Here is a 13,995-nt window from a genome sequence, read left to right on the forward strand (position 1 = left end):
GGGCTTAGGGAGGAGAGGGATATGAGGTACGATATTGAGGGATTTATCACTTTTGATACGGAGGATGCATCTCTCCTTAATGTGCTTACCGGGGATTGCGTTGAATTATCTCAGACATCGACGCGTCTATTAGCAGAATTACTCAATCACCGCGGCGATATCCTGTCCAGAAGTGAAATTTTTCATTCCGTGTTTGATCAGTACGGCGCCAGAGCATCAAATAGTAACCTCAATCAATATATCTCAACGTTACGCAGAAATCTGAACGACCTGGGTGTGGAAAAAGAGATTATCACTACCATTCCCCGCATTGGTTTTAAGATTGCAGATGATGTCATCATCCATAACGACCGCGAGTATCGTACCCCGTTCCTGGAAGAAAAAGCCTCAGAAGCCACGCGCAACCCCCCTCCTCCTTCGGTGTTTGAAAGGATAGCCCGAATAATCGCGCTAGGTATTGTGTCAATCCTTTTAGTAATAAGGCCTCACACCGTCGATTCAGGGAATAACGTACATAAAATAGTTGATGACCAATGCATCATTTTTACATCCCCCGCACTGTCGCTATGGGATGTAAAAAATAGCTTTCATTTTACAACACAACCATTCGACTGTTCGCAGCCAAAAGAACTGTACCTTTACAAGAAGCAGATAAATGGAACCTTAGGTAACATTATACAATTGCTACTCGTTGAGTGTGATAACGGTAACTGCGAAAGTTTTTATTACAGAGAAAAAAACAATGTCTAAGCGCGTCTTTTTCCTGTTGCTCTGCCTCGCTCTCTTCCTGGCGGGGGGGATGTATTCATTTACCAGCCCCGCTGTTTTCTCCTGCGAATCGCAATTTTCTGTCGTACAAAACATTAACGGAAAAAGTGTCCATGCTGAAGGGCTGATTTTTATCAACATGGCGAACGATCATATCCTCATGAATATCGATGGTTTACTCTCTCATGACAATAAAAACCAAATTATTTCGCGAACGCTCAAGATAAAATACAAAAAATTCAACCCCAGCGCGCATTTATATCAAGTCACGAGCGTTCGTACCCTGCGCGACAACACAGATAATATTGATGACACTGTCGCCATAAATTTATTATTTGGCAAAGGGCCAGACGACAAAATAATTTACCTCAATCAATTCAATAATAATACATTACTCTTTGGTAACCACACATTTCCGCAGTATGGTTGCAAACGAAAATAATTTGTGTGGTTTTCTTTAACGAAGCACAGCGTAAGTTAAATTTTCAATATCATGAATATAAACTTAATAGAATCACTGGCTTGCATCTCAAAAATAATAGACATGATCAACCCTCGGCTTAACTTGCATCATGTCAGAACGGCGTATATTGCCTGGCTCCTGGCACGAGAGTCGCAGTTTACGCCAGCGCAATGTCGGAAAACCCTGCTGGCGGCCCTGCTTCATGATATTGGAGGACTGAATGAAGAGTCTCGCCTCCAGCCTATGAGCTATTACGATAATGAACTCAATAACCACGCTGCTGTGGGGGCGGAATTGCTGGCCAGTGTACCTTTACTGAATCCGTTGAATGCCATTGTGCGATATCATCATACCCAATGGAATAATGGTTGGGGAGCGTGTGTTAATGGCGTTAAAACCCCGAAAGAAAGCCATATCATCTATCTGGCCGATCGTCTGGATGTATTAATCTCTCACTACCGGGCCAGCGATGTCATCACCGCACAAGAAGAAATTATAAAAATTATTGTCAGCGGTGAGAATGACCTGTTTCAACCTGACTATATCCATGCCTTCCAAAGGGTCGCAAGCAGGGATCATTTTTGGCTAAGAATTCAATCAACAGAGTTTGACGATTATATTAAAGAAATCCCCCGCATTCATAACGACACCCTCTCATTACACAATTTTCGCGATATCGCCGGTATGCTGGCGTTTATTATAGATGGATTCAGTCAACATGAGGTTCAACACTCTCTGGTGGTCGGGCGAATATCGGGATACCTTGCCAGAGAAATGGGTATTCCTCCCGTGCAGTGTTTAAAGATTGAAATCGGAGGGCTATTGCATAATCTCCCGAACCTGGCCCTGTGCGCCACACCGGCACAGGCCGATGAGGGAAAAGCAGTTTGGGATGAGCTCTATCCTATTGAGGCAATAAGAGACATAGCAGGGTGGTGTCAGCTCCAGAAATCCGTAGATGCAAAATCCGCTTATCCGCCGGAAGTGACGATTATCAAAGCCAGCATCTGGCTGGCCTCGTTACTTCAGGGGGTCACGCTATCATCCGAATTTAAGGCCCGGGTAGGTGAAACGGCGGAAATCACCCCCGCGCTGGCGGGTATCGTGCAGCAACACAGTGCGATTTTATTACAGATATTCCATGAGTCGGTCAAAGAACGACGCGCTCTGGTACAGCGAATTAATCAACTGACCCTGTCATGAACCGCGGGAAGTCGCCCTTCTCGCGGCTGCCTTAACTCAGGCTGACAGCCCTCCGTCCAGCACCAGCGTTTGTCCGGTGAGATAGCGGCTTCCTTCTCCGGCCAGAAAGGCAACAGCGTGCGCAACGTCCTGCGTTTGCCCCAGACGGCGTAAGGGAATGCTCTGCCGCATGGCTTTCAGGCGGGCTTCAGGGATAGCCTCAACCATTTCACCTTCAATCAGTCCCGGCGCCAGACAGTTAACCCGAATGCCAAAGCGTCCCATCTCCTGCGCCAGCGAACGCGTCAGGCCAATCATTGCGGCCTTACTGGCTGCATAGGCCGTTTGGCCGCTATTGCCCTTTATTGCCGTTACGGACGACATCAATACTACGGCTCCGCTCCCCTGCATCATCATGGCGGGTAAAAGCGTTCGGTTCCAGTTCACGAGCGCAACCAGGTTGTTCGTCAGCACATCCTGCCAGTCGCGTGCCGTTTGATGAATATGCAGTGCGTCACGGGTCATTCCGGCGTTGTGTACAATGGCCGCTGGTGCGCCAAACTCGTCAAGTAGCGACGTCGCCAGCCGTTGGACATCCGCCTCATCGCGGCCATCGCAGCGGTAACCTTTTACCCAGGTTGCCGTGTGCAGACCTTGCGCCTGCGCCAGCGTACGGCCAATTCCGGCCTCATTGCGGCCAGTAAACACAATGTTCCACTCGGGCAGAAGGTGGCTCACCAAAGCCTGTCCGATTCCTCTGCTGCCGCCGGTGATCAACATCCATCTCTTTGCCATCTCAGCCAGCCATTTCCAGGTCGATGTACAGACTCAAATCGCGAAGGGTCATATGCGGCTTTTTCATAAACATTTCGGCCGTAAGCGTCACGTTAAACTCGCGTTTCGCCAGTACCATCAGTTCAACATAATCGAGGCTGTCAAGTTCCAGCTGCGGCAGCGTCCTGTCTGGTGTCAGCGCCTCCAGCGGCAGATCTTTTGCATCAGCAATCATTTCGCTGATTTTGCTGTAGATGATTTCATACGAGTTCATTTGCATTTCCTTTTGTCAGCGGGCCAACTTTCAGCGTCACGGCACTGCTGATGTAGTGTTGTTGATAGCGGGTTTGCGCAGCAATTCGCACCACTGCGCCATATCTAAGATCGCCAACCACCGTGGCGGGTAATGTCTCTATCTCAAGCGGTTCCGGTAAAGGCACCGTCTGCCAGGGCGCGAGCAGATGGCTGTCAAAAACAACCTCCTGATGGGTCTGGACAACGGGATAGCGGGTAAACAACGCCTCCAGCGTATGGCCAGACGGTATCAGCGGTGCGATGTCTTTCTGATGTAACAGCGCGGTATCCTGAAGAAGATGGCGAAACAGCAGGGCATCAAGAAAATGCCACTGCTGTGCGTGGGGAAGCAGGGGCAAAAACGTCTGATGTAGCGCGGCAATGGTTGATGCGCCGAGTTCTCGCTGACTTTCTGCTTCTGCCACAGCAAAAAGGTTAACCGGCGCGATAGCACATGAAAGGCAGACCGTTTGAGCGGTAAGATCGTACACGGAGGCTGAAACAGGCTTGTTGGGATCGCACATCAGAAGATAAGTGGTATCCCGCCACAGCGGCCTGCGCAACCGCACGGTACACTTCAGAAAGGATGAGCGGCGAACTTCCGGACTGATGAACCGTTTGACATCCAGCAGGGCGCGCATACCGTGCACGCTGAGCCGGCTTCCACCCTGCGATTTCACCCAGGCTTTATCAAAATGCACGGGGTTGTAATCCCCTGAAAATGCAGCCCATAGCCGCGCATCCTGTTGGCTGTAACGCAGCGTCATCATGAATGTTTCTCCAGAATCAACGCCGCGTTTGCGCCACCAAACCCAAAGCTCAGGTTGAGCGTACGGCGGATAGTGGCGTGACGATGCCCTTCAACGACATAATCCAGATCACAGCACTCATCCGCATGCTGAAAATTGGTCGTCGCGGGGATAATGCCGCTGGCAATGGCCTGCAGGCAGACGATGCTCTCGAACGCGCCTGCGGCTGAAATTAAGTGCCCGGAGTAAGACTTTGTGCTGGAAATGGGAACAGTCCAGACCGCCTCTCCCAGCGCCATTTTTAGCGATTGCGTTTCGTTGATGTCATTGAGCGGTGTCGAGGTACCGTGAGCGTTAATATAGTCCAGGTGCTCGGGTTCAAGTCCGGCCTGCCGCAGCGCGGAGATGATAGTTTGCACGCGCGCAAGGCAGTCTTCAGCGGGCGAGGTAAAATCCCAGGCGTCAGAGAAATTGGCGTAACCCGTAATTTCGCCAAGAATGGTCGCTCCGCGCGCAAGCGCCCCCTCGCGCGACTCCAGACACAGTACCGCCGCCCCTTCCGACAGCACGAACCCATTACGGTGGGCACTGAAAGGACAGCTGGCGCGCTGCGGATCCTGCGTTTCTTTACTTAACGCCCCTAATACGTCGATATTCCAGATCGCGCAGGGACTGGTCAGCGACTCCCCGGCCCCCGCCAGCATCATCTGCGCTCTGCCGGTGCGGATCACCTCGTAGGCTTCGCCAATGGCGATGGTTCCCGTCGCACAGGCCGCTACCACGGTGTTCTGGAAGCCGTTGAGCCCCCAGAACTGGCTACAGGCGGCAGTGGTGACGCTAGGCATCGAATAAAAACAGTTAAACGGCGAGGCGAAGCCCGTTGCCGAAAAATCGCTCTGCGCATCGTAGCTTTCGTCCAGCCCTCCCCAGCCGGTCCCCATGATCGCGCCGCAGTCTAGCGGGCTATAGAACTCCTGCGGTGGCTGGCCGCCAAAAGCCATCGCCATGGCCTGACGCGCCGCGCCAAACGTGAGTCGGGCAAAACGCGGCAGACGGCGTCTGACGGCGGCAGGAACCCCAATCAGGCTGGGTTCGTTGTCCACCAGCCCGAGAAAATGGGTTTTGATATTCCGCGCCGTGTAATCGACGTAGCGATAGCCCAGCCGATAGTCCATGATCGCCTGCCAGCTCTCACCAGCCGTCACGCCAAGGGGGGTAACGGCCCCATAGCCGGTAACAACCACCCGATTATCTCCATTTTTCAGCTTCATCTTTCATTATCCTGTTTTGCGTGTCGCCCCCTTGTGCCAGCCAGAGCTGCAGCGTGGCGTAAAGGTAGTCGTACTGGGTTTGCGCGAGGGCGTTCTCTGTGTTCAGCAGATCGTCCTGCGCGTTGAGCAGCGTCTGGAAATCCACCGCTCCTGCGCGATAACGGCTTTCCGTAAGGGATAATCGCCGCTGGCTAAGCGCCAGCGACTGATGGAGTCGGCTGCGTTGCTCATCTGCACTCAGCCGGTATTCCATAGCCTCATCAACTTCAGCGAGTGCGGTATAGGCGGTAGAACGAAACGCGATCGCGGCCTGTTTTATCGCTAAATCCGCCTGCGCGACGGTGAGCTGACGGGTGTTCCACTGGATAAACGGCAAGGCCAGCGCGGCCCCTGTCGTACGGATAGGATCGCGGAACCACTGGCTAAAAACCTGGCTCCCGGCATTCAGAGACGCATCAAGAGAAAGCGTGGGGTAGAACTGCAGGCGAGCCGCGTCGTAACCCGCAAGCGCGGCGCGCAGGCGCGACTCAGCAGCCTGAATATCTGGCCGCTGAGCGATCACCCGTAGCGGCGTTTTTTGTGCCACAGGCACCTGCTGATGCACGTCCAGCTCGCGCAATTCTTCGGCATGTTGTTCCGCCGGCCTGTTGAGCATCAGTGCCAGCGCACTGCGTGTGTTCTGGCGCTGCTGAACCAACGTTCTGAGCTGATTTTGCCGCGCCAGCAGCGCCTGCTGTGCTTGCAGAACATCAAGTTTCCCCACCTTTCCGGCGTTAAACCATGAGGACACCTGTTGCACGGTCTGTTCAGAGACAGCCAGACCGTCACGCTGATGGCGGATCTGCTGGTTATACAAGGCGATACGCCAGTAAAGCTGAGCGGTGAGGCCCATCGTTGAGAGAACGGTTGCACGGTAATCCTGCTCGCTTGCCCTGGCCTGCCATTCGCTTTGCTCCCGGGTGCGCGCCAGTTTTCCCCACAGGTCCAACTCCCAGGCGATGGCAACACTGCCGCTGTAGTTCTCCTGTGGAGGTGCTCCCCGACGCACATTTTTACTGTTACTGGCGGCTCCACTCACTCTGACGTCGGGGGAGATGTTGGTGCTGGTGAGCCCTGCCGCAACGCGTGCTTGCTGCAGCGTGAGGGCTGCCGCTGCAAGATCGTTATTGCTTTCCAGTACCTGTTCAATCACCCGAGACAGGCGGGGATCGCTAAAACGCCAGCCGTTTTCCGTTCCCTTTTCCGCCATCGTGGGCCACTGTGTGGGCAATGACAGCAGCGGGCGCTGGTAGTCGCTGCGGGTCATCGCGCGGCAACCCGCCAGGAGTAGCAGTACGGCTAAAAAGAGGTATCGAGTCATTCGCGAGCCAGCGCCTCCGTAGGGTTAAGGCGAGCCGCGCTGCGCGCCGGGAAATAACCAAACGTGAGGCCGATCGCAGCAGAAAAACCGCAGGCCATCAGCACCGGGAATACGGTAAATACCATTGAAAAGGCGTCCGTCACGAAGGCAAAAATATGCCCTGCCAGCCAGGCGCCTGACACCCCCACCAGGCCACCGAGCACGCAGATCATCACCGCCTCAATGAGAAACTGGTTCATGATGTCTGCGGGTCGGGCCCCCACGGATAATCGAATGCCGATTTCATGCGTCCGCTCCGTCACTGACACCAGCATGATATTCATCACACCCACGCCGCCCACCAGCAGCGAGATAGCCGCGATCGCTGTAATCAGAAGCGACATGGAGTCCGACGTTTTTTGCATGGCATTCGCCAGCCGATCGTCGGTTTGTATAAAGAAATCTTTTCGTCCGTGTTCCCGCAGCAGGTGGCGCTCCACACGCTGCGCGGCCTCCTGTGATGTCAGCGGCGGCTGAAAACGCAGCACCAGCGACTCCAGCGGTATTTGCCCCGTCAGCCGCTGCTGCAAAGCAGTATGCGGAACCCACGCCGCCATGAAGCCCCCCACCACTTTCGGCCCGGGTCGAGTGGCCACGCCGATCACGCGCCACGGCGCACCGGCAATCTGCACAAGTGCACCGAGCGGATTTTCCCCACCGGGGAACAGCGTATCTCGCCCGGTTTCATCCAGGATCATAACCGGTTCACCTTCCGCAACATCGCGCGCCGTGAAGCCATTACCCTGAACAACGCGCAGCCCTTGCAGGGTGAAAAAGTCCTGTGATACCCCTGACAGCATCATCGAGGAATCCAGACCTTTGCGCACCGCGAGTGCAGTGCTGCTGGCGACCGGCGAGACGCCCATCACCCACGGCAGCGCCTGCAAACTGCGCACGTCTTCCATCGACAGCGCGCGCACCATGTCCGGACGCGCGTTGCCCCATCCGGTGCCCGGGCGGATCTCAAGTGTTGTATTTCCCAGCTTGCCTATCTCATCCACGATCGCCCGCCGCGCGCCTTCCCCTACGGCCATTGACGACACCACCGACGCGATGCCAATGATGATCCCCAGCATGGAAAGAAACGCGCGCATCCGGTGCCCAAGCAGTGCACGCCAGGCCATATGAACCGACTCGCGAAAACGGCTCGCCAGCGACGCTCGGCCGTTGTCCTGCTCAGGCAGCAGCGTTGAGGGATGAACCTCAGCGTGCCGTACATCGCTGATGATTCGCCCGTCGCTAATCTCAATAATGCGCTGCGCCTGTCGGGCGATATCGCGGTCATGGGTAACGATAATCACCGTGTGCCCTGACGCATGCAGTTGATGCAGCACGCCCATCAGAGCCTTACCGCGGGTACTGTCGAGCGCGCCGGTAGGTTCGTCTGCCAGGATAATGTGTGCACCGTTGATCAATGCCCGACAAATGCTCACCCGCTGCTGTTGTCCACCCGACAGCTCCGCTGGACGGTGCTGGAGACGGTTTTCTAGCCCGAGCTGAACAGCTAACCTCTGCACACGGGCGGTACGCTCCTGTTCCGACATCGCGGTGTACAGCGTGGGAATGGCAATGTTTTCTTCTGCGGTCAGATACGGCATCAGGTGATAGCGCTGAAAAATGAATCCCAGGTAACGGCTGCGCAGATCGGCAAGGTAGAGGCTATCCGCGTTATGCACGGGCGTACCGTTGATCAGGACCTCTCCGGACGTGGGCTTGTCCAGGCAGCCAATGATGTTCATCAGCGTGGACTTACCCGAGCCGGATGCCCCCACAATCGCCACCATTTCACCGCGATGAAAGGTCAGTGAAATATCACTCAGCACCGCTAACATTTGAGTGCCCGCGTGGAATCGTCGGCACACCCGCCGTAATACGATAATCGGCTCCATCCGCTATCCTCGCTCCGTCTCTTGCGCCAGCACCACCTGTTCGCCCGCCTGCAGCCCTTCCAGCACTTCGGCGTACTGCCGATCTTGAATGCCAATGCGGATCGTGCGGGACTGCGTATTTCCATCTTTAACGGTGGTGATGGTGTAACGATCGGCATCCAGCGCCTGGCCCAGTGCGGCAACCGGAACACGCAGGACATTGCTGGCCCTGGCGATCTGAATAAATACCTGTGCCGTCATGGATGTTTTGAGCTCACGCCCGGCGTTAGGCACTTCGAACGTGCCGGTGTAGTAGACTGCCATCGCCTGCGCGTTCCCGCCCATTCCTCTCTCACCGGACGCCTCCATCGCGTCCTGCGGCGCAGGCTGCACATAGCCCATGGTACTGGCGTAGCGTTTATTCGGATTAGCGATGACATAAAAACTGAGCGGCTGGCCGGGATGAATTTTTTGGACGTCCGCTTCTGAAATACGCGTTTGCACCTGCATCGTATCGAGATCCGCCAACACCAGGATGGTCGGCGCCGTTTGCGAAGAAACGATGGTCTGACCTTCACGGGTCACAATACCCAGCACCTCGCCGTCGACCGGCGCGACAATGCGGGTATAGCTGAGGTTGGCCTGCGCCGTTTTCACCGCCATTTCAGCCTGTGCAATCTGCGCCTCGCTCACCGCTATCTGCTGCACCTGCACAGCGTATTGCGATCTGGCCTGCTCAAACTCACTGCGCACCCCCGAGCCGTCGCGCTGCATCAGGCGCTGTCGGTCCAGCTCCTGACGGTAGCGCAGCAACATTGCCTGCGCAGAGCGCTTTTGCGCTCGGGCGCTGGCAAGCTGCGCCTTTGTATTCCTGAGTTCCGATTCCTGTAACGTCGGGTCGATTTCTGCCAGCAGTTGCCCTTTCTTCACGCGCTCTCCCTGGCGAACATACAATTTACGCAGCTGTCCGTTGACCTGCGCACCGACGTTAACCTGTACCGCTGGCTTCAGGATCCCCGTCACCAGCACCACCTTTTCGATATCGCCGGTGCCGATAGTGTCCACGGGTAAACGCGTATGTGGTGAGGGCGAGGCCATAGACACCCAGACGCCCGCCATCGCGGCGGCAAACGCCAGACCACAGCCCAGCATCACCCAGCGAGATTTATGCTTCATCACTCCCTTCCCGCAGGCTGAGCCTGCCGTCGACCAGGTGGTAAACCTGCTGAAAGCCCGATAAAACCTGCTCGCTATGCGTGACAACAATCAACGACTTACCGGCCCTGCGACAGTGGGCGTGAACCGTTGCCATGACGATTGCCGCGGTTTCGTCATCAAGATTGGCCGTCGGCTCATCGAGCAATAACACCGGACGTGAGCTGTACAACGCGCGGGCCAGCAACAGGCGCTGACGCTGGCCGAGAGAGAGCGCCGCGTGGCTTTCGCGGATCAGAGCATCCAGCCCACCCGGCAATGCACGCACCACGTCACCCAGCATGAGAGCATCAAGCAGGGCCTCAACCCGTCCGCGGTCACGCTCGCGGTAGTGCGCGTCGAATAAGGTGATGTTTTCACGCACCGAGGCGTTAAAAAGAATGTCCTCCTGGCTTTGCAAACAGACATACTGCGCCAGCTGCGCGGCAGGCAGCGCGCGACCGGCGGCATAACATCCTCCTGCCTGAGGCGAAAACAGCCCGGCGATCAGCCGAAGTAAGGTACTTTTACCGGCCCCCGACTCCCCGACTATCGCGATCTGCTCACCCGCCGGCAGCGAGAATGAGACGGATGAAAGGACGGGCACAGCGGGGTCATACCCGTAGCCAAGCGCCTCAAAGGCCAAAGCAGGCGTTGTATCCGCTGCCGGTACCGCGGTCAGCGACGCGGGCGCGCGTTCTCCTCCTGGAGCAAAGAGGGCATGTGCGCGGGTGTCGATCACGTGCAGCTGCGTTTTCTGGATGATGGCGTAGAAGATCCGCGTGACGTAGGACGTGAAGATTTGCCGCAGGAAGCTGTAGGCAAAAAAATCGCCCAGCGAGATCTGCTTGCCGTGGACCATCGGCAGTACCACCAGCATAAACGCCACCATCTCCAGGCTGCCGCATAGCTGATAGAGCCCTTCTTTCACCTGTTGATAGACCTTCTGGCGCTGTAGACATGTGTAGAGTTCGCAGCTTAAGGCGGCAAACTGCGCCTGACGCTGCCCTTCCAGCCCGGCGGTTTTGACGGTCAATATGCCCTGAAGGGTCTCCATGAAAAAATCATTCAGCGCAGCGCTTTTCAGCTGTAGCTGCTGGGTAAACCAGCGATCGCGGATCACGGCCCAGACGCTGATGATCCCCATCACCGTCACGCCGATGGCGGAGATCGCCGCCAGGATGGGCGCGATCCAGAACATGATCGCCAGCGCGATCGCACCGATCACCCAATCGGAACGCAAACCATTATCCAGTTCGATCTTCTGCAGCAGGCCCATCTGCCAGGCCGTGAAGCGGCTGAAGATCTCCCCCGGCGCGCGTTTTTCAAAAAAACGGAGGGGGTTTTGAAGCAGGCGAGAAAAGCCGACACCGCTGTGGATCAGCACAAAGCGTTTAATGTAGCGCTCGGCGATCGCCCGAACCCCCAGCGCCATCAGCGAAGAGACCACAAAGGCCAGAATAAACCAGCCGTACGGGAAGCCGCTGCTCTCAACGCTGGAGAAAGCTTTATTGATGGCACTACTCACCATCGTGGGCATCAGAAACAGCGTTAACGACACCATGAAGGTCAGCAGCATCAGCCGATATATGCCCGGCATATCCGCCGTCTCCTGCATGCTCATCACCCGAGGCATGCTCTGTCCCGCTGTCGGTCGCGCCAGCGCGGGATCTGCAGCCAGCCTCTGCTCTGGCTCCACTATCAGGGCATAGCCGCTGATCTCCTGCTTAAGCGCGGCAAAAGGCAGCCACTGCTCGCCAATCGCCGGGTTCATCACGCAGACGTGGTTGCCTTTACGCCAGGCCAGCAGGACATAGTGGCTCGCGCCGTAGTGCAAAATGGCTGGCAGCGGGAGTTCACTGAGTTCGTGATGCTCGAACAGCACAGGGGCCGTCGCAATGCCCAACCGCGCCAGAATGGCCATCAGCGTGTCCAGCGACGTACCGTGGTCGGAGGCTGGAAAAATGTCGCGCAGCGTTTCCAGTGAGATCGTCTGTCCCTGCGTTTGTGCCAGCATTGCTACGCACGCCAGTCCGCACTCGTTAGTCTCTTCCTGAAAGATCAGATTCGGGATCGTGTTTTTCATTGTTATCGTGAGTGATTAATAAAGTAGAGAGAATGGCTGTGCCACAGGAGCCACTCCTGCGGGGACGCTCGCAGGGTAGATTCAATGATGTCGGGCAGCGCGCTGGCAACATGCTGGTTGCTCACCGGCGGATGAATGTGAATGCGCAGGCGGTTGTCATAGCTCAGGTGATAAAACACGACCTGCGCAGCTATCGCCCCGGAAAGACGTACCAGACCACCGTGCAACCTGGCGCTGCGACCAAATAAACGACACGGCTGTTTCGCCACCAGCGTCCCTTCAGCCTGCGAGGTATAGTCGGGGGTGATATCGGGGAAAATAATCATGTTCCGCTGCCCGGCGGCGACATCGGTGATGAGATCCATCAGGTTGCTGGCAAGCGTTTTGTTTTCCTGGTGGATTGAACAGTAGTCAAGTGCTACGCCGCCTAATGCACGGGCGGGGGCGCTGTAAAGCTCCGCGCTGGACGAGACCACCACGCTCGCTTTCCCCGGCGTGACGCTGGCACCAATGATGGCAGCGAGTACGTCAGACACCGTATGGAGCGGCGCCAGTATGTAGGGTGCGTTTTGTTGGTACAGCGGTGTAACCACCGCATTGAGTTCCGCTGCACAAATACGCATTTGCTGAAGCAGCGCCGGGTTTTGCGCCCAGGTGGCGGCCTCTTCCAGCAGGCGTCGCCGTACTGTCAGCCAGGCCACGTTCAGGCGGACCTTTTGCCCGGTCAGGCAACGAACGTTTTCATTCGCCACCGCGTTACGCAAGCGAAACGCACGCCCGAACAGTCGCGTTGCGCACAGTCCCTTCGCCACGGTCAGCGTCACAGGGAGAGGCACGACGCGCACTATTTTCCTCAGAAAAAAAACACCGCACTGAGTAAGCCTTTGCTGAATGTCTTCAATCTTTCCCGTGCTGTTTTTAAAACTCAACACGCTCCAGATTATGAATAATCTGACCACGGGATTATTTATCCTCTTCGAGCAATTCCCGAATGCGCTGAGCAAACGCCGGGAACTCGCGATCCTGAGCAACAACATAGCGTTTATTAATAATAAACATCGGGGTGGCGTTGATATCATAATAAGCAGTAATGGCCGCCATTTCGCTGAGACGTTCTTTTACCGCCTTGCTTAGCCTGAACGTATTAAACTTGACGGCATCAATATTATTTTTGACTAACCAACCGTTCAGTTTTTTTTCATCCGTCAAATCGACGTTGCGTGTGATAATGGCGTTATACGCACTGTCGCGAATCTGCTTTTCTATCCCCATCACTTCCAGCGTCGCAAAAAGCGGTGCATAGGCTGCAAGACCATTATCCTCGCCAGCAATATGAATAGAGGTAAATGTGCTGTCCGGCGGCAGAGTACGGCTAAATTCCGCGAGGTTCTCTTCGTTTGCCGCACAATAATGGCAACCATAAGACATAACTTCGATAATACTGCGCTCATTTTTAATCGGACTGTTCGCCTGCATGTCGGGGCTGACCTCGCGAAATGCCTGCGTCTGCGAATCATCTCTCGTAAAAGTTTTAAAAACAAAAATATGGTAACAAAGTACCGTAATCAAAACGGAAATCATAATCAGAAAGATCGAATAACCGATCGCGGTTTTGCGCGTACAGGTAGTCACTATCGTATTCTCTCGGTAGAAAATAAGAGCCTGAGGGTGTTCAGTCCCCAGGCAATGTCGATGTTAATAGCGGTTAGGGATCCCACCGCATTTGCTGGAATCAGCATCTCTCATTGTGGTCGTACAGCCATGCTTATCTGTACAGGTGGTGATCTGCTTACAGGAGGTGACGCCACCAACGGTGACGTTTTGATACGTGATTTCACACGTCTTGCAGGTTCCCCCCACAATCCTCGCGGCTTCAAATGCGGTCAGTTTTTTCATTTCCGTTCTCCTTACTTCGGGTTAATGGCGTGCAATATATTGCACTGTTAA

At 55.3% G+C, this 13,995-nt stretch carries 14 protein-coding genes; 3 read left to right on the plus strand and 11 right to left on the minus strand.

Going from position 1 to position 13,995, the window contains the following annotated elements:
- Window positions 1–21 precede the first annotated feature (21 nt).
- The 3 genes from NQ842_RS22250 to NQ842_RS22260 all read left to right on the plus strand — a co-directional run bounded on the left by NQ842_RS22250 (window position 22) and on the right by NQ842_RS22260 (window position 2,434).
- Complete coding sequence (locus NQ842_RS22250; RefSeq protein WP_257256340.1) at window positions 22–750, plus strand: winged helix-turn-helix domain-containing protein; 729 nt, start codon at window positions 22–24, stop codon at window positions 748–750.
- Entirely contained in the window at window positions 743–1,210 is a 468-nt protein-coding gene (locus tag NQ842_RS22255; RefSeq protein ID WP_046887422.1) for a FidL-like protein, read from the plus strand. The genes NQ842_RS22250 and NQ842_RS22255 overlap by 8 nt, the downstream gene beginning before the upstream one ends.
- 102 nt (window positions 1,211–1,312) lie before the next feature.
- Entirely contained in the window at window positions 1,313–2,434 is a 1,122-nt protein-coding gene (locus tag NQ842_RS22260) for an HD domain-containing protein (RefSeq protein ID WP_257256341.1), read from the plus strand.
- A gap of 36 nt (window positions 2,435–2,470) precedes the next feature.
- Here the strand turns inward: NQ842_RS22260 and NQ842_RS22265 are convergent, their stop codons facing one another.
- The 11 genes from NQ842_RS22265 to NQ842_RS22315 all read right to left on the minus strand — a co-directional run bounded on the left by NQ842_RS22265 (window position 2,471) and on the right by NQ842_RS22315 (window position 13,944).
- On the minus strand, window positions 2,471–3,208 hold the full coding sequence (locus NQ842_RS22265; protein WP_050859779.1) for an SDR family oxidoreductase: 738 nt from the start codon (window positions 3,206–3,208) through the stop codon (window positions 2,471–2,473).
- A gap of 1 nt (window position 3,209) precedes the next feature.
- The gene (locus NQ842_RS22270; RefSeq protein ID WP_050859778.1) at window positions 3,210–3,461 is read right to left on the minus strand and encodes an acyl carrier protein; all 252 of its coding nucleotides are present in this window, start codon (window positions 3,459–3,461) and stop codon (window positions 3,210–3,212) included.
- Window positions 3,448–4,251 (minus strand): MaoC/PaaZ C-terminal domain-containing protein, encoded by an 804-nt coding sequence (locus NQ842_RS22275; RefSeq protein WP_013095135.1) that lies wholly within the window; start codon window positions 4,249–4,251, stop codon window positions 3,448–3,450. Before NQ842_RS22275 ends, NQ842_RS22270 begins: the two co-directional genes overlap by 14 nt.
- Window positions 4,248–5,501: a beta-ketoacyl synthase gene (locus tag NQ842_RS22280; protein WP_014830345.1), complete on the minus strand. Its 1,254-nt coding sequence runs from the start codon at window positions 5,499–5,501 to the stop codon at window positions 4,248–4,250. The genes NQ842_RS22275 and NQ842_RS22280 overlap by 4 nt, the downstream gene beginning before the upstream one ends.
- Window positions 5,479–6,861 (minus strand): TolC family protein, encoded by a 1,383-nt coding sequence (locus NQ842_RS22285; protein ID WP_046887427.1) that lies wholly within the window; start codon window positions 6,859–6,861, stop codon window positions 5,479–5,481. Before NQ842_RS22285 ends, NQ842_RS22280 begins: the two co-directional genes overlap by 23 nt.
- Entirely contained in the window at window positions 6,858–8,789 is a 1,932-nt protein-coding gene (locus NQ842_RS22290; protein WP_257256342.1) for an ABC transporter permease, read from the minus strand. Before NQ842_RS22290 ends, NQ842_RS22285 begins: the two co-directional genes overlap by 4 nt.
- Window positions 8,790–8,792: 3 nt before the next feature.
- Entirely contained in the window at window positions 8,793–9,944 is a 1,152-nt protein-coding gene (locus NQ842_RS22295) for an efflux RND transporter periplasmic adaptor subunit (RefSeq protein WP_014830342.1), read from the minus strand.
- Window positions 9,934–12,048 carry a peptidase domain-containing ABC transporter gene (locus tag NQ842_RS22300; RefSeq protein ID WP_257256343.1) on the minus strand — a complete coding sequence of 705 codons (2,115 nt, stop codon included), beginning with the start codon at window positions 12,046–12,048 and terminating at the stop codon, window positions 9,934–9,936. The genes NQ842_RS22295 and NQ842_RS22300 overlap by 11 nt, the downstream gene beginning before the upstream one ends.
- Window positions 12,049–12,050: 2 nt before the next feature.
- Window positions 12,051–13,007, minus strand: a complete 957-nt coding sequence (locus NQ842_RS22305; RefSeq protein ID WP_257256344.1) for an ABC transporter — start codon at window positions 13,005–13,007, stop codon at window positions 12,051–12,053.
- A 4-nt stretch (window positions 13,008–13,011) separates the two neighbouring features.
- Entirely contained in the window at window positions 13,012–13,629 is a 618-nt protein-coding gene (locus tag NQ842_RS22310) for a DsbA family protein (RefSeq protein WP_182382022.1), read from the minus strand.
- 114 nt (window positions 13,630–13,743) lie between these two features.
- Window positions 13,744–13,944, minus strand: a complete 201-nt coding sequence (locus NQ842_RS22315) for a DUF4762 family protein (RefSeq protein WP_013095127.1) — start codon at window positions 13,942–13,944, stop codon at window positions 13,744–13,746.
- Between the last annotated feature and the right edge of the window lie 51 nt (window positions 13,945–13,995).

The organism is Enterobacter cloacae complex sp. R_G8, from assembly GCF_024599795.1.
Lineage (GTDB): Bacteria > Pseudomonadota > Gammaproteobacteria > Enterobacterales > Enterobacteriaceae > Enterobacter > Enterobacter dissolvens.